The sequence below is a fragment of the Ensifer sp. Root1252 genome (assembly GCF_001425885.1).
Lineage (GTDB): Bacteria > Pseudomonadota > Alphaproteobacteria > Rhizobiales > Rhizobiaceae > Ensifer > Ensifer canadensis.
Genome location: NZ_LMDT01000023.1, coordinates 424,987 through 449,028 on the forward strand (window position 1 = coordinate 424,987; position 24,042 = coordinate 449,028).

At 61.7% G+C, this 24,042-nt stretch carries 20 protein-coding genes; 11 read left to right on the forward strand and 9 right to left on the reverse strand.

Features of this window, described 5'->3' with window-relative positions; translation table 11 throughout:
- Position 1: 1 nt before the first annotated feature.
- The 6 genes from ASD02_RS23135 to ASD02_RS23160 form a co-directional block, all read right to left on the reverse strand.
- The gene (locus ASD02_RS23135; protein WP_025430362.1) at positions 2-925 is read right to left on the reverse strand and encodes an amidohydrolase family protein; all 924 of its coding nucleotides are present in this window, start codon (positions 923-925) and stop codon (positions 2-4) included.
- Between the two features lie 400 nt (positions 926-1,325).
- Positions 1,326-2,468 (reverse strand): GTP-binding protein, encoded by a 1,143-nt coding sequence (locus ASD02_RS23140; RefSeq protein ID WP_057221093.1) that lies wholly within the window; start codon positions 2,466-2,468, stop codon positions 1,326-1,328.
- On the reverse strand, positions 2,465-4,771 hold the full coding sequence (locus tag ASD02_RS23145) for a xanthine dehydrogenase family protein molybdopterin-binding subunit (RefSeq protein ID WP_057221094.1): 2,307 nt from the start codon (positions 4,769-4,771) through the stop codon (positions 2,465-2,467). The genes ASD02_RS23140 and ASD02_RS23145 overlap by 4 nt, the downstream gene beginning before the upstream one ends.
- The gene (locus ASD02_RS23150; RefSeq protein WP_025430365.1) at positions 4,768-5,250 is read right to left on the reverse strand and encodes a (2Fe-2S)-binding protein; all 483 of its coding nucleotides are present in this window, start codon (positions 5,248-5,250) and stop codon (positions 4,768-4,770) included. Before ASD02_RS23150 ends, ASD02_RS23145 begins: the two co-directional genes overlap by 4 nt.
- Positions 5,247-6,110 (reverse strand): xanthine dehydrogenase family protein subunit M, encoded by an 864-nt coding sequence (locus ASD02_RS23155; protein ID WP_057221095.1) that lies wholly within the window; start codon positions 6,108-6,110, stop codon positions 5,247-5,249. The genes ASD02_RS23150 and ASD02_RS23155 overlap by 4 nt, the downstream gene beginning before the upstream one ends.
- A 73-nt stretch (positions 6,111-6,183) precedes the next feature.
- Complete coding sequence (locus ASD02_RS23160) at positions 6,184-7,575, reverse strand: nucleobase:cation symporter-2 family protein (protein ID WP_057221096.1); 1,392 nt, start codon at positions 7,573-7,575, stop codon at positions 6,184-6,186.
- A 160-nt stretch (positions 7,576-7,735) separates the two neighbouring features.
- Between ASD02_RS23160 and ASD02_RS23165 the strand changes: the two genes are divergently transcribed.
- The 11 genes from ASD02_RS23165 to ASD02_RS23215 all read left to right on the forward strand — a co-directional run bounded on the left by ASD02_RS23165 (position 7,736) and on the right by ASD02_RS23215 (position 20,552).
- A complete protein-coding gene (locus tag ASD02_RS23165; protein ID WP_057207095.1) occupies positions 7,736-8,632 on the forward strand; it encodes a LysR substrate-binding domain-containing protein in 897 nt (298 codons plus the stop codon).
- A 326-nt stretch (positions 8,633-8,958) separates the two neighbouring features.
- The gene (locus ASD02_RS23170; protein WP_057216846.1) at positions 8,959-9,759 is read left to right on the forward strand and encodes an aldolase; all 801 of its coding nucleotides are present in this window, start codon (positions 8,959-8,961) and stop codon (positions 9,757-9,759) included.
- Between the two features lie 374 nt (positions 9,760-10,133).
- Positions 10,134-11,246, forward strand: coding sequence for an amidohydrolase family protein (locus ASD02_RS23175; protein WP_057221261.1), 1,113 nt, complete (start codon positions 10,134-10,136; stop codon positions 11,244-11,246).
- A 118-nt stretch (positions 11,247-11,364) separates the two neighbouring features.
- Positions 11,365-12,291, forward strand: coding sequence for a BMP family protein (locus tag ASD02_RS23180; protein ID WP_041693040.1), 927 nt, complete (start codon positions 11,365-11,367; stop codon positions 12,289-12,291).
- Positions 12,292-12,366: 75 nt separating this feature from the next.
- Positions 12,367-13,461: an ABC transporter permease gene (locus tag ASD02_RS23185; RefSeq protein ID WP_057221097.1), complete on the forward strand. Its 1,095-nt coding sequence runs from the start codon at positions 12,367-12,369 to the stop codon at positions 13,459-13,461.
- A gap of 50 nt (positions 13,462-13,511) precedes the next feature.
- Positions 13,512-14,444: an ABC transporter permease gene (locus tag ASD02_RS23190; protein WP_057221098.1), complete on the forward strand. Its 933-nt coding sequence runs from the start codon at positions 13,512-13,514 to the stop codon at positions 14,442-14,444.
- Between the two features lie 5 nt (positions 14,445-14,449).
- Positions 14,450-15,994: an ABC transporter ATP-binding protein gene (locus ASD02_RS23195; protein ID WP_057221099.1), complete on the forward strand. Its 1,545-nt coding sequence runs from the start codon at positions 14,450-14,452 to the stop codon at positions 15,992-15,994.
- Positions 15,995-16,064: 70 nt separating this feature from the next.
- Positions 16,065-16,979 carry a LysR family transcriptional regulator gene (locus ASD02_RS23200; RefSeq protein WP_025430374.1) on the forward strand — a complete coding sequence of 305 codons (915 nt, stop codon included), beginning with the start codon at positions 16,065-16,067 and terminating at the stop codon, positions 16,977-16,979.
- 200 nt (positions 16,980-17,179) lie between these two features.
- On the forward strand, positions 17,180-18,526 hold the full coding sequence (locus tag ASD02_RS23205; protein ID WP_057221100.1) for an adenylate/guanylate cyclase domain-containing protein: 1,347 nt from the start codon (positions 17,180-17,182) through the stop codon (positions 18,524-18,526).
- 293 nt (positions 18,527-18,819) lie between these two features.
- A complete protein-coding gene (locus tag ASD02_RS23210; protein WP_057221101.1) occupies positions 18,820-19,848 on the forward strand; it encodes a four-carbon acid sugar kinase family protein in 1,029 nt (342 codons plus the stop codon).
- Positions 19,849-19,850: 2 nt separating this feature from the next.
- Positions 19,851-20,552 carry a FadR/GntR family transcriptional regulator gene (locus ASD02_RS23215; protein ID WP_057207083.1) on the forward strand — a complete coding sequence of 234 codons (702 nt, stop codon included), beginning with the start codon at positions 19,851-19,853 and terminating at the stop codon, positions 20,550-20,552.
- A gap of 178 nt (positions 20,553-20,730) precedes the next feature.
- Here ASD02_RS23215 and ASD02_RS23220 read toward each other — a convergent pair whose 3' ends face one another.
- From ASD02_RS23220 to ASD02_RS23230, 3 genes are read right to left on the reverse strand one after another with little or no spacing between them, the layout of a single operon-like run.
- Positions 20,731-21,846, reverse strand: a complete 1,116-nt coding sequence (locus tag ASD02_RS23220) for an iron-containing alcohol dehydrogenase (RefSeq protein ID WP_057221102.1) — start codon at positions 21,844-21,846, stop codon at positions 20,731-20,733.
- A 7-nt stretch (positions 21,847-21,853) separates the two neighbouring features.
- Positions 21,854-22,810, reverse strand: coding sequence for a 4-hydroxythreonine-4-phosphate dehydrogenase PdxA (pdxA, locus tag ASD02_RS23225; protein WP_057207080.1), 957 nt, complete (start codon positions 22,808-22,810; stop codon positions 21,854-21,856).
- Positions 22,807-24,003 carry an exo-alpha-sialidase gene (locus tag ASD02_RS23230; RefSeq protein WP_057207077.1) on the reverse strand — a complete coding sequence of 399 codons (1,197 nt, stop codon included), beginning with the start codon at positions 24,001-24,003 and terminating at the stop codon, positions 22,807-22,809. The genes pdxA and ASD02_RS23230 overlap by 4 nt, the downstream gene beginning before the upstream one ends.
- Between the last annotated feature and the right edge of the window lie 39 nt (positions 24,004-24,042).

The following is a 24,042-nucleotide window of genomic DNA, read 5'->3' on the forward strand; positions in this document are numbered from 1 at the left end:
TTTACGCGGCAAGTGCTACGCCGTGCTGGCGCAGATACGCCTCGGCTTCCTCGACGGTGGCCGGTGGTTTCGTCGCTTCCAGCCCGATCATCCGGGCGACGTTGTTGCCGAGATAATCTTCGAGCGTATCCTCATCGAGGTTGAGGCCCTGCGGCGGCTCGTGGCACAGCACTTCCAGAAGGTTGATCCACATGCCCGGCTCGTTCGGCGGTGTGTCGGAGCCGAAGAGGATCTTGTGCTTGGGCAGGACCTTGGCGAATTCGACGATACGCGACTGAAGGCACCAGCCGGATTCCACGTAGACGCTCGGCGTGTCGAGCGCCATCTGCATCGGCTCGAACACATAGACGCCGCCCGTCTGCACGCCAAAATGCGCCAGGATGAAGTTCACTTCCGGGAACTCACGGATGATCGGGTAGAACTCCGTGGGGATCGAATAGGGACCGTCGCCGGTGTGCACCTTCACCATCAGGCCGAGATCGGCGCATTTCTTCATGGCCGGCCGTAACCAATCGAGCGCGCGGTCCGGGCGGTAGGCGTGCATGTTCGCCTGGAGCTGCACCATCTTGAAATCGAACTCCTTGGCGTAGCGTTCGATCTCTTCGGCACCATTTGCCGTGCCGTAGCGCGGGTTGTAGACGAAGCAGCCGAGGAAACGGTCGGGATGCTCCGTCACCATCTTTTCCGTATAGGCCATGTACTGGCGGATGGCGGCCTTGCCTTCCAGGTCCATGACCTCGTGGGTGTAAATGGTGTTGCCCTGCGGCGGTTGGATGAAGGCCTTGTCGATACGGCGCGGCTTGCCGTTGACGTAATAGGGGCCGTCCATCATCTGCAGCAGCCGCTCACCGGTGAACGGCGCCCCGTCGTGGCGCCAAGCCAGGTCCACCAGGTCGGTGGGGTAGCAGCTTAGGTCAATTATCATTGCGTTCTCCTGTCGTAGAGGGTCCGGTCGATGCGGGGCCGCGCAGTGAACCAGGCCGGCCGAAGCGGGCGTGGATCCGCGATCTCAGGAAATGCCGATGACGGGGAAGGAAAGCTGGTGCGGATGCCGCAGGGCGGCTGCAACCAACGGGTATTCCATTCTTCGTGAGCATCGACATCGCGGCCTCATCTTCCAACAGACGGTGAGCAATTGTCGGTGCTTCTACTCGCTGTCGAGGAAACCACGGGACGGGCTTTATGTCAATAAAAAAATTAATCTAACATATTGTTTTTAAATGATTTTTTCGACCACGGCAGCGACCGCCCGCGCGCTGGAGGGCGCGCGGGCGGTTCAGACAGAGGGACTTGCGCAAGCGGTGTTCGCGGCGGGAGAAGTGCCGCTAGGTCGCCAGGCATGCACGCAAGTTTCTGTCTATGCCGTCACGGTCGAGATTGCGGCCGATGAAGACGAATTTCGACTTCCGCTTGTCCTCGCCCCATGCGTGGTCCGGGCGGAAATCGACCAGCTTGTGCACCGCCTGGAGGACGAAGAAGCGATCATCATCGGCGACCGAAACGATGCCCTTGGTACGGAAGATGTCGTCGCCGTGCGCACCGAGATAGCCCTTCAGAAAGGTCGCAAGCTTTTCGCGGTCGAAGGGGTCCGGATAGACGAAGGAATGGGATTTCACCGTCGCGTCGTGCTGGTGCGGGCGGCGAACGGGCTCGTGCGCATGGCCATGATCATGGTGGTGGTGGTGGTGGTGGTGGTGGTCATGGTCGGGGTGGTCGCAGGCTAGATCGTGGCAGTCCGCGTGGATGTGGTGATGCGCGTCGTGGTCTTCGTCCAGGTCGATGTCGAGGATTTCCGCACGGTCGCGCACATAGGACGGCCGGAAGCCGTTGATGCCGAGGATGTTGGAGAGTTCGACGACGCCGTAGCTCGACCGCAGGATCGGCGCCGTCTGGTTGAGCTTGCGCAGCGAGCCCTCCAGCGAACCAAGCGCCTCTTCGCCGGCAAGGTCGATCTTGTTGACGATGATCCGATCGGCCGCGACAATCTGGTTGACCGCCTGGTTGTCGCTGCCGTCCAGCACCGGATCGTAGAGGTGCTGGTCGATATGTTTAGCATCCACCAGCGTCACCACCGCATCCAGCTCCACCTCGTCGGCGACGGTGCGGTCAACGAAGAAGGCGGTGGCCACAGGCGTCGGATCGGCAAGTCCGGAGGTTTCGACGATGATGTGGTCGAACTTGTCCTTGTGGCTGAGGAGCTTCTTCATCACGTCGATCAGGTCGTTGCGCACGTCGACGAAGCAGCAGATGCAGCCGTTCTGCATCTGGAAAATTTCCTCGTCCGAGGCAAGCACCAGGTCGCTGTCGACGTCCACCTCGCCGAATTCGTTCTCGATCACCGCGATGCGGTGGCCGTGCCGTTCGGTGAGGATATAGTTGAGCAGCGTCGTCTTTCCCGATCCCAGGAACCCTGTCAGGATCGTGATCGGGAGCTTCTGCTGGTTCGCAGCTTCGATATGGATGTTCATGCGCCCTTCTCCCTCAAGGCTTTCAGAATGTCTTCCGGAGTGATCGGATAGTGGCGGAAGCGAACGCCGATGGCGTCATGGATGGCGTTGGCGATGGCCGGACCGATCGCGATGATCGGGTCCTCGCCGACGCCCTTTGCCCCCCACGGGCCGCCCGGATCAGGGGCCGCCTCGAGGATGATCGTCTCGATCTCCGGCATGTCCATCGACAGCGGCATCTTGTAGTCGACGAGGCCGGCGTTAAGGGACCGGCCGGTCGTCTTGTCGATCACGTAGTCCTCAGTGAGCGTATGGCCGATACCCTGCTGGATGCCGCCCTCGATCTGACCTTGCGCGGCGATGGGGTGGATGACGCGACCGACGTCATGCACCGGCACGACACGTTTGACCTCGACGATGCCAGTATCGGTATCCACGTCCACTTCGGTGAAATGCGCGGCGAAGGAGTAGGATTTGGTCGGCTCATAGGTACCGTTTGCAACGATATTGGCTGCAGGAATGCCGCGCGAGGGACCCATCGCCTCGGCCACTGTCATAACGCTGGTGGGATCCGTGATCAGGAAGACCTTTCCTTCACTGAGATCGACGTCGGCGGGCAAAACCTGCAGCTTCATTGCCGCCCGCTCCAGAACAGCAGCGCGGACCTTGCTGGCGGCCATCTTCGCAGCTGTGCCGACGAGATAGGTCGTGTGACTGGCAAACGCGCCGATATCCCACGGCACCACGTCGGTATCGCCGTGGATGATGCCGACATCCTCGAAGCGCACGCCAAGTTCCTCCGCGACAATCTGTGCCAGCGCGGTATGGGCACCGGTGCCAAGGCCTGCAGCGCCGGTCAGGAGGGTCACGGTCCCGTCCTCGTTGACCTTCACGGTGGCATTGCCCTGTTCCTTGATGCCCGGGTATGCAGACGACCCGTGCATCTCGCAACCGATGCCCCAGCCCTTGCGGATGTGCGGGCGCTTCGGGTCCGGCGTGCGGTCGCGATTGCGCAATGCTTTCCAGTCGACCACGTCGACGCCGTGCTTGATGCACATTTCCAGCCCGTGGCCGATGATCGGGTGGCCGGAGGGCGCAATGTCGCCCGCACGCACCGCGTTTCTCAGCTTCAGCTCGGCCGGGTCCAGGCCCAGACGCTCGGCCGCCTCGTCCATCTGGATGTCGAGCGCATAGTAGCTCTGCACAACGCCATAGCCGCGAAAGGCGCCGTTGATCGGCGTGTTGGTGTAGACGCAACGTCCCTCCAGCCGCACATTCTCGCAGCGATAGAGCGAGGTGGCAGCAGTGGTGCCGACGATCGTCACTCCCGGCCCGTGCGAGCCGTAGGCGCCGGAGTCGTAGACGAGCTTCATGTCGCGCGCGACGATGGTGCCGTCGTTACGGAAACCCTGTTTCAGCCAGATCTTGCAGGGATGGCGGGCGCGGCCGGCAACGAAGGTCTCGTGCCGGGTAAATTCCATCTTCACCGGCCTGCGCGTTTCCTTGGCGAGCAGCGCGCAGAGGAATTCGTGCTGGAAGAGGTCCTGCTTGGCGCCGAAGCCGCCGCCCATATGGTCGACGATGACGCGCACCTTGGTGAGCGGCAGGCCGAGGACTTCGGCAAGAATGCCGCGCACCATGAACGAGGTCTGCGTCGAGGTCCAGAAGGTGAGCTTGTTCGAACCGTCCCAGTCGGCAATGCAGACATTGGGCTCCATGTAGGCCGGATGTGGTCGCCCGCCGGAAAAGACGCCTTCGAGCACGAAATCCGCCTCGGCAAAACCGGCTTCCACATCGCCGCGGCTGACGCGCACCGGATCGAGCACCAGGTTACCGCCAGGCCCGACCTCGTGGATCAGTGGCGCGCCAGGCTGTGCGGCCTCCTCTGGCTCGAACACCGCCGGCAACGGCTCGTATTCGACTTCGATCAGGTCCAGCGCCTCGTCAGCGATCTCCTCGCTGATCGCGGCGACGGCGGCGACGCCCTCGCCCCAGAACCGCACACGGTCGTCGAGGATATACTGGTCCTTGGTGCAGGAGGCTGAACGGGGATGTGGCGAGCCGTAATGCAGAACGCGCGGCACGGTCTCATGCGTCAACACCGCCTTGACACCGGGATAGGCGAGCGCCTTGCTGATATCGATGCTCTTGATGCGAGCATGGGCGATTGCCGCACGCTTGATCTTGCCGTGCAGCATGCCGGGCAGTTTGACGTCGCCGGTATACTGCGCCTCGCCCGTCACTTTTTCGAGCACGTCGTCGCGGCGAACACTCTTGCCGACGATCTTGAAGTCGCGCTTTTCGATTGGGGTCGTCATGTTCATGATCTTGCTGCCTCCATCTCGCGCGCGGCGGATTTGATCGCGTCGAAAATCTTGGTGTAGCCGGTGCAGCGGCAGATATTGCCGCTGAGCCCGAAGCGTATGTCTTCGTCGGTGGGCCGCGGATTGTCGTCGAGCAGCTTCTTGGCCATCATCAGGATGCCCGGTGTGCAGAAGCCGCATTGCGAGGCTCCGTGCCGCATGAAGGCATCCTGCAGGGGATGCAGCGTATCGACGCCCGGCTGAAGCCCCTCGACCGTCTCGATCGCGCGGCCCTCCGCTTCGACGGCAAGCATCAAGCAGGCGTTGACCGGCTCGCCGTCTACGAGCACGGTGCAGGCGCCACAGTCGCCGACGTCGCAGCCCTTCTTGGTGCCGGTGAGACCGACGTCGTCGCGAAGCGCGTCCAGGAGCGAGCGGCAGGGATCAACCGCCATGTCGCGCGGCTCGCCGTTGATGGTGAGTTCGACGATCCGTTTCATGCGAAAGCCTCCAATGCCTGTTTGATGGCGCGGCCGGTCAGCACGCCGACCATGTCGCGGCGGTAATCGGCGCTGGCGCGCACATTGCTGATCGGCGTGCACTCCTCCATCGCCTTCGCGGCGGCACTCTTGACTGTTGCAGCGTCGAGCGCCGTGCCGCGCAGCACGCTTTCGGCCTGTCGCGCACGCAGTACCGTTGCACCCACGGCACCAAGCGCGATGCGGATGTCGTTGCACACGCCATCCTCCATGGTCAGGCTGACGGCGACGCCGACCGTGGAGAGCTCCATCGCTTTTCGGCGGCCGTGTTTCAGATAGGCCTTGCCGCTGTTTTCGAGCGCCGGCGGCACGGTAATGCCGGTGACGATCTCGCCCTTGGCGAGCACGCTCTTGCCAGGGCCTGTAAAAAATTCCGAAAGCGGGATCACACGCATGTTCGTGCGGCTGTAGATGTGCACGAAGGCCCCGTCGGCGATTAGCGGCGGAATCGTATCTGCCGAGGGTGAGGCGCGACAGATATTGCCGACAACAGTGGCGCGGTTGCGCACCTGGATGGAGCCCAGCGAAGCGAACGCGGCCCTAAGGTTCGGATAGCGCGCGCCCACCAACGGCAGACGCTCGAGGCGACCGACCGTCACCAGCGCGCCGAAGGTCAGGCCCCGCGTTTCGTCATAGGTGATTTCGGAAAGGCCGGGGATATGCTTGATATCGACGACATTGCGCACGCGCCGCAGCCTCTCCCTGATCTCAACCAGAAGGTCCGTACCGCCGGCGAACAAAAAGCTGTCGTCGCCGAGCTCGGTGAGTAGACGAGCGGCATGCTCCAGCGTTTCCGCCCGATGGTATTCAAAGCGTCTCATGGGATTTCCCTTCGTTCGGGGTTCCGGCGGGGTTCCGGCGACGCGATGCCGCCGGACATGTGTCGGGTGCTCTTCAAATCGCGTCGGGCGCGGGCGCAGCGTTCTTAAGTTCAGGCTCCTCCGGCTCCTTGGCGGGAATGCCGTTGAAGAGGATGTTGAGAAGTGCCGCGGCAAAGGTGCCGACGAGAACACCGCTATGCAGGAACTTTTCGAGCGCCTGCGGCAGCTGGTCGAAGATCTTGTCGGCGACCACGGGCACCATGGCGAGACCGACGCTGACCGCCACGATATAGAGATTGCGCCGGTTGTTGGTGAAATCCACCTTGCTCAGGATCTTGACGCCGGTGGCCGAAACCATGCCGAACATCACGATAGCCGCACCGCCCACCACATAACTCGGGATGGATGCGCTGATGAAGGCGACCTTGGGCAGCGAGCCGAGCAGGATCAGGATGACGCCGCCCGTCGCCACCACCCAGCGGCTCATGACGCCGGTGATCTGCAACAAGCCGACATTCTGCGCGTAGGTCGTATAGGTGAAGGTGTTGAGGATGCCGCCGATGATGTTGCCGACACCATCTGTCCTCAGGCCGCGCGCCAGATCCGCCTGGGAAATCTTGCGGCCCGTCATGTCGCCGACCGCAAGGATCTGCCCGGTCGATTCGACCATCATCACCGTCATGACCGCACAGAGCGAGAAGATCGACCAGAACTCGAATATTGGCCAGCCGAATGCGAGCGGATGAATGATCCGGGCCCAATCGGCATCCCCCACACCGCTGAAGCTGACCTTGCCGGCGGCAATCGCGATGGCGAAACCGACGCCGATGCCGAGCAGCACGGCGAGATTGGACAGGAAGCCCTTGAGATACCGCGTCATGAGCAGGATCGCGACGAGCACGATCGTTGCGACGGCTAGCGCGAAAGGCGCACCGTAGGCCGGGTTGGGGATCATTCCGTCCGGCCCCTTGATCATCGGCTGCCCGCCGGCCGCCCAGTTCACGCCGACGCGCATCAGCGACAGCCCGATGATCAGCATGACCGTTCCGGTGACGATCGGCGGGAAGAACCGCACCCATCGACCGAAATAGGGTGCTGCCAGAAGCGTGAAGACGCCGGATCCAATCACGGCGCCGATGACGCCGGGCATTCCGAGCTCCGGGTTGGTACCCGTCGCGATGATCGAGGGAACCGCGGTAAAAGCGATGCCCATCATGATCGGCAGGCGAATGCCGACATTGCCGATGCCGACAGCCTGGATGATGGTCACCAGACCGCAACAGAACAGGTCTGCGCTGACCAGCATGGCGATCTGTTCCTTCGGCAGATGCAAGGCGCTGCCGATGATGAGCGGCACGGCAACTGCACCGGCATACATGACGAGAACGTGTTGCAGGCCCAGAGCAAAAAGGCTCGGGATCGGATACATCTTTTCGACGGGATCCGTCGTTGCAGGATTGGACATTCGCTTTCCTCCCAGCGAATAGCTTCCGGCGCGGTGGGGCTTCGTGGCCTCGTGGTTATGTCACCGCACGCCGTACGAGGAGGATCATGCGGCTGGCCAAATCAGCAAACAATCGGCATAATTATATTTATTCATCTAGTAACTGAATGAATGAGGCGGCATGGACATTACGCTGAAGCAGCTTCGGGCTTTCGTCACGGTGGCCAATCTCGGGCAGTTCACGCTGGCCGCCGACAAGCTTGGCTCATCACAGTCGGCCGTCAGCACGTTGGTGCGGCAACTGGAAACCAATCTCAATCTCCGCCTCTTCGACCGACATACCCGTCTCCTGCGCCTCACCCAGGCCGGCATCGACATCCTGCCGGTCGCGTCGCGCGCCGTGGCGGACATCGAGGGCATGGTGGAAAGCTCGCGGGAGCTGAACGCGCTTCGACGGGGCAAGGTCTCGATTGCGGCGGGTACCGTGCAGGCCGCGCTGCTGCTGCCCCCGCTGATCAATGCCTTCAGCAAGCTCTACCCCGAAATCACCGTCGCCCTGCATGACGTTGCCGAAAAGGCGGTACTGGACTATGTCGCCAACGGAACTGCCGACCTCGGCGTCGGCACGGTGCCGGAGGAAGACACCGACCTGGTCGGCACCCGGCTGACGACTGACGAATTCCTGGTGGTACTGCATTGCGACGATGCGCTGGTGAAACTCCCGGAGCTTCGCTGGACCGACCTTGCCGAGCGCAAGCTGATCGGCCCGCAACGCGGCAACCCCATTCGCGACCGTCTGGAAAGCGAGTTGGCGCGTAACGGCATCGTGCTGCCGCTCGACAAGACGATGCAGGAGGTGGCGCTGCCGTTGACCATTATCGGCATGGTCGAAGCCGGCCTCGGCGTCGCGATCATGACCTCGGCGGTCGTGCGGCTGGCGACATCGATGGGGCTGATCGTGCGCACGCCAACCGAACCACTCATCCGGCGCGAAGTCAGCCTCATCCAGAAACAGGCCCGCTCGCTCTCGCCTGCCGCCCGACGCTTCCGCGACTTCCTTCTGAAGGCCGTGCACTAAAGCGCGTCGCGATCTTTCAGATTCGCTTTCTGCGCTTTAGGCTCTTGTTTTTGCGCATGTCGTTATCGCAAAACCGCGCACACTTTTGCGCGACATGCTTGAAGCAAATCCATTGGAGTAAGCAGCAATTCATCATCTGGCGCGGCGCAAGTACCGTGGTTGACCGGACAAAATATTCAGCGCTATCTGGTATCGCTGCTGGACTGCGTATTGCGCGGGCAGGCAGGGCGCAGAGGGCCTTGTGGTCTTTTTCTGCGCGCGGTGTCCGGCGCACCATCGTGCCCCGGCCAGCCGCCGCTCCCAGCCACACCAGATCAGGAGCACCCATGGCCCACTCCCTGAAAGACCGTGCCGACCATTCTGAGGCCTCCGGCCGACCGAACCGCCCCGACCTTTCCACAGACACCATCCGAACCGCCAGGGAAGAGCTCGCCGCCTGTTTCCGCATGGCGGCGCGCAATGGGTTTGAGGAAGGCATCTGCAACCACTTTTCTGCAGTTGTCCCGGGGCACGACGATCTCTTCATCGTCAACCCCTATGGCTACGCCTTCCGCGAGCTGACCGCCTCGAAACTCTTGATCTGCGATCTAAATGGCACCGTCGTCGAGGGTGAAGGCGAGCCGGAGGCTACGGCCTTCTACATCCACGCCGAGATCCACCGGCGCCTGCCGCGCGCCAAGGTCGTCTTCCACACGCACATGCCCTATGCGACGGCTCTGTCGATGACGGACGGTCCGCCGCTGATCTGGGCGGGGCAGACGGCATTGAAGTTTTATGGCCGCACCGCCGTCGACGAAAATTACAACGGCCTTGCGCTCGATCACCGCGAAGGCGCTCGCATTGCCGGAACATTGGGCGATGCGGACATCCTGTTCATGAAACATCACGGCGTGCTGGTGCTCGCACCGACCATCGCCGAAGCCTGGGATGACCTTTACTACCTCGAACGGGCGGCGCAAGTGCAGGTCCTTGCGATGTCCACGGGCCGCACGGTCTGGCCCGTCGATCCGGCAATCGCTGAAGCCGCTTATCGGCAGATACGGGAGGGAGATGCCGCCTCCGCGCGTGCGCATCTCGCCGCCATCCGTCGACAGCTCAACGCGGAAGAACCGCAATATCGACATTGAACATCGGACGTCGCACGTCTTGGCCTGGATAGGTGGGCGTGCGACCCCGACCGCGAAGCGAACGGGCAAGGCGCCCCCGATTGTTACGAATTATTCATTAAAACATTGAAATAATGAATTTGTTTAAATTAACGGTGCGTGTTTAGTTTCGCCTCACAACAAAAAGGTGGGGACGAATGGCACGGGACAATTCAATTGCGTCGCTCGCAAACCTGGCCGCCGGTCAGTCCTTTGCGCTCACTGGCGGCACCATCATCCATGACGATGGCACGCAATCGATCAGCGACATCATCGTGGGCGCCGACGGGCGGTTCGTTGTCGTCGAACCCTTTCTCAACACGATCTCTTGCAGCGCCTGCGTCGACATCAGCGGCATGCTGGTTTCGCCGGGCTTCGTCGATGCGCACCAGCATCTCGACAAGACCGGCGTGCTGCGGTTCACGCCCAATCCATCAGGAACGCTCCAGGGCGCCCGCGAGGCTTTTGCCAAGTATGCTCGCACCGCTGGTCCCGACGACATTCACAAGCGGGCAACGCGCACGGTTGAGCGATGCCTGTCCCGCGGCACGACGGCCATTCGCAGCCATATCAACGTCGACAAGGATGCCGGTTTCCACGGCATCGAGACGCTGGCGGGCATCCGCGATGGCGCGAAAGACCGCATCACCCTCCAGCTCGTTGCGTTCATGACGCCGCACCCGGGCCAGGACTTCGACTGGCTGGGCCAAAACATCGACGGCGCGGTGGCGCTCGCCGATGCCGTCGGCGGAACGCCGGCCGTTTCCGAGGACCCGCCACGTTATCTCGACATCCTGTTTTCGGCCGCCGTCAAGGCGGGCAAGCCGGTCGATCTGCATCTCGACGAGCACCTCAACGCCAGTGTTCACCTCATTGAGGCCGCCCTCGACCGGGTCGAGCGCTTCGGCATGCAGGGACGCACCGTGTTCAGCCATGTCTCGGTCTTGAGCGCCCTGCCTCGCCGGAAATTCGAAAGCATCATCGAGCGCATCCTTGCCCTCGACGTCGGTGTCGTTACCCTTCCGGCCGCAAACCTCTACCTGCAGGGGCGTGATTACGAGATGCTGCCGCCGCGCGGGCTGACCCGGGTCGCCGAACTGCATCGCGCCGGTATCACAATCGCCACGGCCTCGGACAACATCCAGGACCCGTTCGTGCCGACCGGCTCGGGCGACATGCTCGAAATCGCCCGCTGGACGCTGCTTGCGGGGCACCTGCGCGGCGACGAGCTTGCCGCGGCCCACCGCATGATCACCACGGCGCCAGCCCGTCTGATGGGGCTAGGCAAGGACTATGGGCTGCGCGCAGGCGCCCGGGCCGACTTCGTGGTCACAGATTGCCTCGACACCGACACGCTGATTGCCGGCGGGCCGGATAAGGCCTTTGTCTTCTCAAGGGGACGCCTCGTCTCAGAAACGACGACCGCGCTCATGCGCGTCGAAAACAGCCGCTTGAAGGAGGACGCATAACCGATCGGCGACTCCGGGGGGATTGAAACGACAATCTAATGGGAGGAATGAAATGAAGAAAACTGCATTTTCACGTCGCTCGCTGCTTGCGTCCATTTTCGGATTGGCCCTCGCCGGAATGATCCGGCCGGACATTGCGCATGCCGAAGACTTCAAGATGGGCCTTCTCGTGCCCGGTAGCGTTTCGGAAGAGGGATGGAACCGGATCGGCTACAATGCGCTGAAGGGCGTTGAAGACCAGCTCGGCGCCAAGATCAGCTATGTCGAGTTGCAACAGAATCCGGCATCCTTCGAAAAGGCCTTTCGCGACTACGCGAGCCAGGGCTACAAGGTAATCCTGGGCCACGGATTTGAATTTCAGGACGCAGCACTCGAAGTCGCACTCGATTATCCGGACACCTATTTCCTGATCTCGTCGAGCAGTATCCATGAAGGCAATGTCATCGGCCTCAACACCGATACGAGCCAGCCCTTCTACCTGATGGGCGTCATCGCCGCGAAGATGGGCCAAAAAGCGGGCCTCGTCGGCGGCATGGAGATTCCACCGATCCAGCAGGCCTTCGCCGGCTTTAAAAACGGCGCCAAGAGTGTGAACCCGGACTTCCCGATCAGCGAGGCCTATATCGGCAACTTCACCGATACGACGGCCGCCAAGGAGGCCGCGCTTAGCATGATCTCGCAGGGTGCCGATTTCGTCGTGCCGAACGCCTCGGGGGCCACCGTCGGCGGCTACCAGGCGATTTCGGAATCCGGGCCGGACGTGCGCTCTTTCTCGATCTTCAGCGACTTTACCGAGGTTGCGCCCAACAACATTCTCGGCCTCTACGTCGCCGATTATGCGCAGGGCGTGGTGGAAGTTGTGCGCTCAATTCACGAAGGCAGCCCGCCCACGCAAAACGTCGTCTTCGGGCTGAAGGACCCGAAGGTCATCTCCTTCACCTTCCGCGATGACGGCCCGGTCTCGGTGCCGGAAGACATCCGCGCTGAAGTGAAAGCGATCAGCGACAAGATCGCCGCCGGAGAGATCAAGACAGACACTCAGTGACGGGCCTTTCGCTGCGACCGGCCATGCCTGGTCGCAGCGAACCATTCAATGCCACACAATTATCGGGACCGATCCATGGAACAGGTAAACCAGGGAGCGCGTGATCACGTGTATCCTCAAGCAGCCCACGCTCTCTACCGGACGCTCTCGCAGGCGGTTATCAGCGCTGCGACCCCGATCGCCGCGGTCCTTGTCGCCCTTTCGTTCGGCGCGGCGCTTTTGTGGCTGAACGGCTTCACTGGGACCGACGTGGTTACGGTGATGATCATGGGCTCCTTCCAGGATGCGCGCTCGATCGGCGAAATCCTGCTGAAGGCGACGCCGCTCATCCTGATCGGCGCAGGGCTTTGTGTCGCCTTCCGGTGCAGCATCTGGAACATCGGCGCTGAGGGGCAGCTTTATGTCGGTGCGATCGCCGCCACCTTCGTCGGCACCAGCATCGATGGCCTCTCTGTCTGGATCCATGCCCCGCTCGTCATGCTGGCGGGCGCGTTGGCCGGCGCCGCCTGGGCCGGCATCGCCGGCTATCTCAAGGTACGCTTCCAGGCGAGCGAGATCGTCACCACGATCATGCTCAACTACATCGCCCTCATCCTGACGAGCTATCTCGTCACCGGGCCGATGAGGGACGCAAGCGCCGCCTATCCGCAATCGGCCCGGCTGGTGCGCGAGGCCTGGACGCCGCGCATCGTCTCGGACATGCGCCTCCATATCGGTATCCTCGTCGCCATCGTGCTGGCGGTCGCACTCTATATTTTCCTGCAACGCAGCAGCCGCGGTTTTGCCTTGCGCGTCGTCGGCCTCAACCCGGATGCGGCGCGTTATGCAGGCATGGACGTGCGCCGCAACGTGATGATCGCCATCTGTATCAGCGGCGCGATGGCCGGGCTTGCCGGCGCCTTCGAGGTCGCGGGTGTCACCCACCGGCTCTATCAGAACATCTCACCGGGCTACGGCTTCGAAGGCATCGCCGTGGCGTTGCTCGCCAACAACAATCCCCTGGCCGCGATCCTGTCGGGCGGGCTCTTCGCGATGCTACGGTCCGGCTCTGAGGTCCTCCAGATTACATCGCAGGTCCCGCAGGTTCTCGTCCTCGTCATTCAGGGCATCGTCATCCTGTCAGTCGTGGCCTTCGCCAAGTTTCGCGGTGTGCTGACGAGCCTGCGTTAGCCAAACCGCTCCCCGCAAGGGATGAAGATGATCAAGAGAGGTCCGCAACCATGGACGACATGATGTTTTTCACCTTCCTCGCGGCGCTGATGGGCGCGGCCTGGAGGCTCGCGACGCCCCTCATCTTCGCCTCGATCGGTGAGGTCTTTTCCGAACGGGCGGGGGTGCTCAACATCGGGTTGGAAGGCACGATGCTGGTCGGCGCGTTCTGCGGTTTCGCGGCCGCCTTCGCCACCGGCAGCATCCCGCTCGGCCTTCTTGCCGGCGTCGGCGGCGGCATGCTGTTCGGGCTGGTTTTCGCCTTCTTCACAATTACCATCAAGGCAGACCAGATCGTGGTAGGCGCGGCACTCAACCTGCTTGGCATGGGCCTCACCGCCTTCCTGTTCCGCACCTATTATGTCTCGACCGGCAAGGGCATCGAGATCGCCCAGCCGGTCCATATCCCCTGGCTCAGCGATCTGCCCTTCCTGGGAGAAGCCTTCTTCCGGCAGAACTTCATCGTCTACAGCACGATCCTTGTCGCAATCCTCGCCACCCTCGTGCTCAATCGAACCTCCTTCGGACTGACACTGCGTGCTGTGGGTGAACACCCCAAGGCCGTCGACGTCGCCGGCCGCAACGTCGCGACCTACCGGTACGCCGCAGTGATGGTCGGCACAGGTCTTGCAGGTCTCGGCGGCGCATTCCTGACGCTCGGTCATTCCAACCAGTTCGTCGAGGGCATCACCTCCGGGCGCGGCTTCATCGCGCTTGCCGTCGTGGTCTTTGCGAGGTGGTCGCCAATGGGGGCCTTCTTCGTCTCGCTGCTGTTTGGCCTCTTCTATGCCCTGCAACTGATGCTCCAGGCACAGGCGTCAATCGTGGTGCCTTACCAGGTCCTGCAAGCCCTTCCCTACATCATGACGATCATCACGCTGGTCGTGGTTCGCGGCAAGGGCGCCGCGCCGAGCAAGCTCGGCCAGCCCTACGAGATGAGGTAACGGACATGTCCCCCAAACCATTCCTGCGCATCGATAATATCCACAAGCGATTCGGCCCCATCATCGCCAGCGACGGCGTGTCGCTGCAAATCGAGGAGGGTGAGATCCACGCGCTGCTCGGTGAAAACGGCGCCGGCAAGAGCGTGCTGATGAGTATGATCTGCGGCATGGTGCGACCCGACGCGGGCGAGATCGTCTACAAAGGCGCGCCCGTTCGCTTCAACAGCCCGCGCGAGGCGATCCGCCAGCGCATCGGCATGGTACACCAGCACTTCATGCTCGTGCCGAACCTCACCGTCGCGGAAAACTATATCCTCGGCCAGGGATCAGCGTTCCGGATCATCAACGACATGGACAAGATCCATGCGAAAATCCGCGAGCTCAGCGATCGCTATGCGCTCGACGTCCGCCCTGACGCCCTCATCGAAGATCTCTCCGTCGGCGAGCAGCAGCGCGTCGAAATCCTGAAGGCTCTGTTCAACGGCATCGATCTCCTCATCCTCGACGAGCCCACCGCTGTGCTGACGCCGCAGGAGACCGACCGCCTGCTTGGCCTGATGCGTGACCTGGCCGCCGACGGGAAGACTGTCGTCTTCATCTCGCACAAGCTCGACGAGGTGATGCGGGTCAGCGACCGTATCAGCGTCATGCGCGACGGGCGCGTGGTCAATACCGTCGGCGTCGACGACACGGATGCGCGAGGCCTTGCCCGCATGATGGTGGGGCGCGACGTTGGCATGGAGCTGGTCCGCGACGCTGCCGCCCCCGGTCGGCTCGTGCTGTCGGTCGAAAACCTCAGCTGTCGTAGCGAAACCGGGCTTCCGGCCGTGCGCGGCATCAGCCTTGATGTGCACGCCGGCGAGATCGTCGGCATCGCCGGCGTTTCCGGTAACGGCCAGAGCGAATTGTCACTGGCGCTTGCGGGCCTGTTGCCGGTGGATTCGGGCCGCGTCGTACTCAACGGCAAGGACATTACCGGCCTGGACCCCGCCCGCATCAATGCTTGTGGGTTTTCCTACATCCCGGAAGATCGGCACAAGCATGGCATCGTGCTTTCGCTCTCGCTCAGCGAGAACACCATCCTCCAGCGATACGACCAACCGCCCTTTGCCGCCCGCGGCATGCTCAATCGGCGCACGATCGGCACGCATACCCGCGATCTCATCAAGCGCTTCCGCATCAAGTCCCGCGATGAGAACCAGCGGATCGGCGACCTTTCCGGCGGCAACCAGCAGAAGCTGGTGGTCGCGCGTGAGCTGGCGCGCAATCCCGATTTTATTCTCGTCAACCAGCTCGCCCGTGGCATCGACATCGGCGCGATGGAATTCGTCATGGAGGAGATGCTGAAGCAGCGCGACAGCGGCAGAGCGATCCTGCTGATCTCGACGGAACTCGAAGAACTCTTCGCGATCTGCGATCGGATCCTCGTGATATGCCACGGCGAAATCCTTGGGGAACTGCCGCCGGACCGTTCTCGCCTCGAGGAGCTGGGACTGCTGATGGCAGGTAAAGCTGCGGATCGCCTTGAGCAACCGACACCTGCGGGCTAGACAGGAGAGGCCGCGCCATCGTTTGATGTAAACCGCACAACCGGCATGTTCGAAGGAGGGCGTCGCGTCCATGAATATAACCCTGCGGCAACTCAGGGCCTTCATCGCGGTGGCCGAACTCGGCCAGTTCAACATCGCCGCAAGGAACCTTCACCTCACCCAGTCGGCGGTCAGCATCCTCATCCGGGACCTGGAGTCGGAAATCGGTGTGCGCCTGTTCGACCGCCACACGCGCATGGTGTCGCTGACGCTCGTCGGGCAGGAATTCCTGCCGCAGGCCCGCAAAATATTGAAGGACCTGGAGCTCGCCGTCGGCGACGTGCGCGACAATGCCTCGCTGAAGCGCGGCCAGGTCACCGTCGCTGCGGCCATCGTGCTCGCCGCAACCATCGTGCCGCCGATCATCGCCCGGTTCCTGCGCATGTATCCGGAGATTTCCGTCAGCATCCGCGACATGCCCGAGGAGGCGATCAGCCCGGCGCTCAAGCGCAACGAGGTCGACATCGCCGTTGGCACACTGTCTGAAGAGGATCCGGAGATCACGGCCACCCCGCTTTTGCGCGACAAGCTGATGCTTGTGTGCCGGGAGGACCACCGTTTCGCCAAACGGAAGTCCGTGCGGTGGGAGGAGATGAAAGACGAATCGCTTATCACGCTGGCCGCCGCCAACCCATTGCGCAGCATCGTTGAGCATAACCTCATCCGCGTCGCTCCGAATTTCCGGCCGAAGTACGAAGTGCGCTTCTCAACGACCGCCATCAGCATGATCGCCGCCGGCATGGGCGTCGCCGTCCTGCCGGAGAATTCCAGCCAACTCGCATCCGCCGTACACGTCACGACCATCGACCTGATCGAACCGGACGTGATGCGAGATGTCTCGCTATTGCAGCGGCGCCAGCACAGCCTTTCGCCCGCGGCCGAGCATCTCAAAGCGGCCTTCGTCGCTTGGGCTGCTGACCGTACTGGATCCTCTGTCCGCGATTGAAACCACGGCAAGTCTCCCAACCCGCAATGCAATGCATGCGCACGACAGATGCAAAGCCCCTAGCGCGATCCCACAAGCTCTTGACCTTACCATCGTTGGAAGCCCCATAAGGGTCGCGTTACCCTTCATGGTACCGAGAGCATGCGAGCTCGGCTGACCGTGAGAGGTCCCGAAGCCTGCCCGCATGTCCAGAGGAAAACATGAGATCTTCACTCAGCGCTGACTGGGACTTCGAGCGGGAAACCCGTTCAATCCTTCTGCGGTTCGTCGCCTTCGCCATCCTTCTCGCTAATCTCTTGCTGGGCGGGGGTGCAGAGGCTGAAGGGACCCATTTCGCCGTCATTATTTGCTATCTGGTTATCAGCATCGCATCTGTGATGAGCGCCCGCTTCCTGCCCGGACGATCCTGGCTGAAAACGCTATTTGTCGTTCTTGACGCACTGCTGGTCGCGTTGATCCTCTATGCCCATATCCTTGGCGGCCCGGTCACAGAGAACCACAATGTTACGACGAGCAGCCTCGTCGTCGCTTTCATTCTCCTCAATCATGTTGGCCTCAAGCTTGACCGTCGGCTGGTTCTTGTCTTTTCAGGCATCGTCCTTGTTGCCTGGATCGGCATGCTCGCGGTTACCGCCGCCAGGCATCACACGGCTGACGCTGTCACGTTCGTTGCTTACTTTTTCAATCAGGATCTTGGTCTGACGGTGAGTTATGGCTTCACCGCCTTTGCAATTTATCTCCTCGCCAAGGATCACGATAAGACGCGGAAGGAGGCTCTGTTGGCAGACAGGCGACGCCTCAATCTGTCGCGGTTCTTCTCGCCACTCGTTGTCGCCGACCTTCAGGAAGGAAGTTCGGCTCTCGAACTCGAACGGCGCAATGCCGTGATCATGTTTGTCGACCTGCGTGACTTCACCAGTTTTGCCGAGACAGCACCCGCTCGCCAATTGGCAGCGGTGCTGGCTCAATACCGTCATCTCGTTTCGGGGATCATTTTCGACCACGGCGGAACCGTCGACAAGTTCATCGGAGACGGCGTGATGGCCGTGTTCGGCCAACCTACAGCAATGAAGGATGACGCAGACCGTGCGCTCGCTTGCGCTCTCGACCTGGTCGATGCGTTGAATGACTGGAAGCACCAGAATTTGGTTGGCGGGTATCCTGCCCTAAGCGCTGGCATAGGCTTGCACTATGGCTCCGTCGTCGGTGGCGTCCTGGACAGCGGGTGTCATAGCGAATTCACAGTCATAGGGGATGCGGTCAATGTCGCCCAGCGACTTGAAGCCCTTACGAAGGTTCTGGGCTCACCGCTTGTTGTCTCATCGGCGCTGGTCAAACAATTGCGCAAACCTGCGCCATCTGCACTGTGGACGGTACAGAATGAGGTTGCGCTCGCTGGCCGGCGGTTGCCGATTGACATCTGGTACTTGCAGACCGAGGTGGATAGCAGTGTCCCTTCCCCCGTAGCCGGCGGTGCAAAGACACCCCTCCAAAGGCCTTCCCTTCAGTCCTCGCCGTTTACAGCGCCAGACGTCGGGATTGGATAATCAATCCCTCTCGCGGTGGTCCTGACAAGCTCATCTATCGTCCGGGCAAAGACTCGCCAAAGATCGATTGGCACGCGCCACTGCCGGCCACTGCATTCTTGATCTGGGTTCCATCTGGACCGCGATCACCTGACGAACGCTGCTTTAGATTTCGTGTCACCGCGTCATTCCTCGACGGCCTTCAAACTGCCGGGTCCATCAGGAACTATTTGTAATTAGCAAGCCAAAACTCCTTGACATTTCAATCAAAAACGAAGGAATTAAGATAACAACAAATTCTTGGAGCTTGTTTCATGCTGGCCATTGTCGCCGATGATCTGACCGGCGCCCTGGATGCAGCCGCCCCATTCGCCAGCAGGGGCCTGCATACTGAGATTGCGCTTACCGTCGAAGCCATCCCCGGGGCGTTGAGCGAGCACCCGCAGGTCATGTCCGTCAATATTGGCTCGCGGGAAATGGATGTCGTATCAGCGCAGCAAGCAACTGCTGCGGCGCTTGCCGCGTTGCCGCCGGGCTCGCGCCTTTTCAAGAAGATCGACTCGCGCCTCAAGGGCCACATCGCTGCCGAGCTCGACATTATCCCTTTTCGCTCAGCGCTGGTTGCTCCCGCCATTCCGGATTTCGGACGGATGGTAAGGGCCGGCCATGTACAGGGCTTTGGGGTGGATACACCGATATCGATTGCCGAAAAACTTGGCCGGCACGCGGGGAACATGACGATCCCGGATATCGCGACCGCGGAAGAAATGAGCCGCTCGCTTCAATCGGCCCAGGAATCGGGAGTGGACCTGCTGATCGGTGCACGCGGATTGGCCGAGGCACTGGCACGCAAAATGACCGGCGACGCAAAGGCGCTAGCTGCCGAGATCCCAGAAGGGCCCGGACTTTTTGTCATCGGCTCGCGTGATCCGATCACGCTAGCGCAGATTGAAGAATTGCGTGCCACGCTCGAGTCGCGTTATCTGCCGGCACCAAATGGCCGCCTGAGCGACACGTCTTCGGATGGCAGCTTGATCACTCTTGTGCAGGCAGTTGACGGAGATGTCGCAATTACCTCCCAGGAAGTCTCCCGTCTTCTAGCGGAAAGCGTCTTTCCAGCTTTGACACAGGCCGCCTCGACGTTGCTTCTTTCCGGTGGTGCCACTGCACAAGCCGTGCTGGACAAGATGGGGATTAAACGTTTCCGGCTAATGGGTGAGTGCATGCCAGGTCTGGGCTTGGCCTTCGCCAACGGACATTGCATCATCGCGAAATCCGGAGGATTCGGTCACGCGGGGACGCTGAGGGAGATTGCGGGCAGAATGCTCCGCGACATGGGATGACAATGGGACTGGAGAACGGAACGACACGCAAGAGCCTGGCCGACCTCGTCTTCGAGCGGATGCATCGCGCCATTAAATCGGGGGCCTACAAGCCCGATGAACGCTTGCCGACGGAGCACGACCTCGCCGCCGAATTCGAGGTGTCCCGACCGGTCATCCGCGAGGCGCTTCGCCGCATCCGTGACCAGGGCCTGATCTATTCTCGCCGGGGCGCTGGCAGTTTTGTTCGTGCTGTCGGCATGAAGGAGCCACTTGGCTTCGGACAGCTAGAGAACGTCGCGGATCTGCTGAACTGCTACGAGTTCCGGCTGACGGTCGAGCCGGCAGCAGCAGCCGCAGCAGCGGCACGCCATGATGACGCCAGTCTTGGCGCCATTCGCCAGGCGCTGGAGTTGATGCGGGACGCGACCAACCGACAGTCGCATCGCGAGGACGCGGACTTCCAATTCCATCTGGCGATCGCGCGCGCTGCCCAGAACAGCTATTTCTCGACCGCGATGGAAGCCCTCAAGGACCATATTGCCGTCGGCATGAAATTCCATGGCGCGTCAGTCAAGCGCGAGACAACCGGCCTCACGCGTGTTTTCGCCGAGCACGAAGCAATCTGCGATGCGATCGCTGCCGGTGACGGCACGAAGGCAAAGCAGTTGATGCACGATCACTTGACCGGCTCGCGCGAGCGGTTGTTTCAGACGACCCGGTAAATCGGCGACACTCGCAACGCGAAGCGCCCCGACCTTTGGCCGAGGCGCTTGAAATTGGGCGATGGCCCAAGGCGCCTAAAGCGCAGTAGCCTCTCAGGTTCGCCTACTGCGCGTTAGGCACTTGTTTGTTGCGCATGTCGTTCTCGCAAAACCGCTGCGCACATTTCCGCGACATGCGTTAGAAAGCCGCCCTGTAGACCTCCAGCACCTCGTCGACACTCATATCAACAGGATTGTTGTCCATCAGGCGACGGTTGGCATGCGCCTCGCTGGCATAGAGCGGCAGATCGTTCGACGTCGCGCCGTGGGCTGAAAGCGACATCTCGATGCCGAGATCACTGCAAAATCCGCGAGCAGCGCTCAGAAGTTCCGGCGCCGAAAGAGCCTCGCCCAGTCCCAGCGCCTGTGCGACCTCATCCGTCTTTTCTGCTGCAACGGAACGATTGAAGGCAAGTACATGTGGGAAGATGATGGCGTTGGCCAGCCCGTGCGGCAGGCGGAGCCTGGTTCCCAGCGGATAGGCGATGGCGTGGCCGGCAGCCGTGTTTACCGGGCCAAGGCATATGCCGCCATAATAGGAGGCGAGCATCAACCCTTCGCGGGCCTCGGTATCTGTCCCGTCCTTGACCGCGCGTGCCAGATATTTGCCGACAAGATGGAAGCCCATTCGCGCAAACCCATCGATCATCGGATGCGCCCGACGATTGGTGAAGGCCTCGACACAATGGGCCATCGCATCGACACCCGTCGCCGCTGTGACGGCCGGCGGCACGGAATAGGTCAACTCCGGATCGAGAACGGCAAAGTCCGCGATCATGTGCGGGCTTTCCACTGCGATCTTGTTACCTTTGCCGGGATCGGTAATCAGCGAGCGAATGCCCGCTTCAGAGCCGGTTCCAGCCGTCGTCGCGACTTGAACCAGGCGAGTGTTGCGGCCGGCGACGCGATTGGGGCCCGCGACATCGACGAGCGTTTGATCCGAATCCCAAAGCGCGGCAACCAACTTTGCAACGTCGAGCACCGATCCGCCGCCAAGACCGACAATCAGGTCCGGCTTGCACCGCCTTGCGGCCTCGAGCGCTGCGTCCAGCGTTGCGATGTCTGGCTCTCCGGGTATCGCATCGAATACAGTGACGCGGCCGGAAAGCCGCAATCGATCTGCAAAGCCTGCCGTGATCGGCGTTGCGATCACGAGTGCAGAGCCGACTTCGGCCCAGGCACCGACCTCGCCGACCGTGCCTGCGCCGACTATTAGCCGGCGTGGTTGATGAAGGGTGATTTGAGCAATTGTCATGGCCTGGTCATCCTTGCTTGGCGCTGCCGGCCACGAGCTTGCGCGCGTAGGCGATGGCGGAGTTCATATTGCCGTGGTCGGCGATGCCCTTTCCGGCGATGTCGAAGGCCGTGCCATGGTCAACCGAGGTACGATCGATCGGCAGATCGACCGAGACGTTGACCGCGGTATCGAAGGCCACCAGCTTGATCGGGATGTGTCCCTGATCGTGATATTGCGCGACGATCAGATCAAAAGCGCCAGAATAGGCACGATAGAAAACCGTGTCCGCCGAAATCGGCCCATAGGCGTCGATGCCCTCGGCGCGCGCGGCCGCAACCGCAGGCGCAATCTGGTCGTCATCCTCGGTGCCGAACAGGCCATTTTCGCCGCAATGCGGATTGATGCCGGCAACAGCGATCCTGGGCGCGGCATAGCCGGTGCGCTTGAGATGCGCGTCCCCGGCCCTGATCGTTGCCAGAACTCGCTCCGTCGTCGCCCTTCTGATTGCCTCCTGCAGCGAGACATGCGTCGACACATGGATGACCTTCAGCCGCTCGGAAGCGAGCAGCATATAGGCGGCCTTCGATCCGGTGAGGCTGCGCAGCATGCCGGTATGGCCATCGTAGTGATGGCCTGCAAGGTTCAGCGCTTCCTTGTTGATCGGTGCGGTGACGATGCAGCCGATCGCACCGGATTCGGCGTCGCGCACCGCTTTCTCGATGAAACGAAAGGCAGCATCGCCGGCGACCGGGCTCAGTTGGCCCCAGGGCAGCGGCGCGCCCTCGATCGGCAGATCAACGACATGAGGGCTGAGGTCGATGTCCAGGCCGAGCGCAGACCGAGCGGCCTCAAGCGTCGCCAGATTGCCATAGATGCGCGTCTGTGCGCGATCTGCACTGGACATTTCAGCCAGGGCCCGCACCGAGATCTCGGGGCCGACCCCACAGGGATCGCCCATGGTTATGCCAATGATATTGCTCATGAAACACTCCGTCGAGCCGCACTGTCCCAACCGGGAGCCAGGCGGACATATTTGATCGCGCGCCGATGATAGGTGTAGGCGAGATGCATTGCGCCGTCGGGACCTTCAAGCAGCCAGGGATAGGACATTTCCTGGTTGCGGCCATCGGTCGAGTCATTGGACAGGCAGGTTCCCGGGCCATCTTCGATCGACTGGCGAAGCGCAAAGGAATGCCCACCGTCGTTGGAGAGGCAAAGTGCAACGGGTGCGCGCGGCACCCCCCAGACGGGAACGCAGCCTCCGCTTGGATCCGCATCGGGCCGGCCATCATCTTCGCCCAATTCGTCATAGAGCGAGGCGCGTCGGTCGGACGACAGAAGCGCGTTCACCGGATTGCAGATCATGGCGATGCGGCCGTCGCGCAGGCGGATTGCCGCTAGCGACGAATTGTTGTTCGGCACTTCCGTGGCATGAGGCACGGACCAGGACCGCCCCCCGTCGACGCTCTCGCTCCGGTAGACAAAGTCGGCCTGACGACGCCGGAAGAAGGCGGCGTAGCGCTCCCCTCCGAGCGAGACCGGCGACATGTGCACACAGCCGGTGGACTGTTCAATATCTTCGAGCCGCCACGTCCTGCCTGCATCATGGGAGACACCCACTGCGGCCGTGTCATGGCTGCCGTTCCATTTCTGGCCGGGGCGTTGCACGCATCGGAAAATCGGCAGCAGCCACGCACCATCGTCGCGCACGACGACAGGGGCGCGGACAAAACACCCGCGCGGCAGGTCGAGGTAGCGCCCCTTTGGCGCTGCGAGCTTCAGTGGGTCGGCGGGATCGCGCACCACCTCAGTCATGCGGATCCGGCATTCATCCTGATTTCCTGATGGTTGGGAGGTATGAAACAGCCAGAGAGTGCCGTCCGGCGCGGAAAACAACACCGGGTTCTGTTCCGAATGTGAAGGATCGTCACTCAGTCGCTGCGGCGGTCCCCAAGCGGTCGAGCCTTGCGTCAGTACAGACGCGAAGATCGAGATATCCGACTTGCCCTCCAGCGTGCCGCCGAACCAGGCGCACACGAGCGCACCGTCATCGAGCAAGTGCAGGAATGCCGCATGGTTCTGGATCATTGACGAAGGCAACAAGGCTTCGTCGCGCCCCGGGGACACGGATCGAAGCACGCCGTTCATGTTGCGAGCGATTTCATCGGGATGCATTTAGGCCCTCCTGTCAGGTTCGAAAATCATCCAAATTCC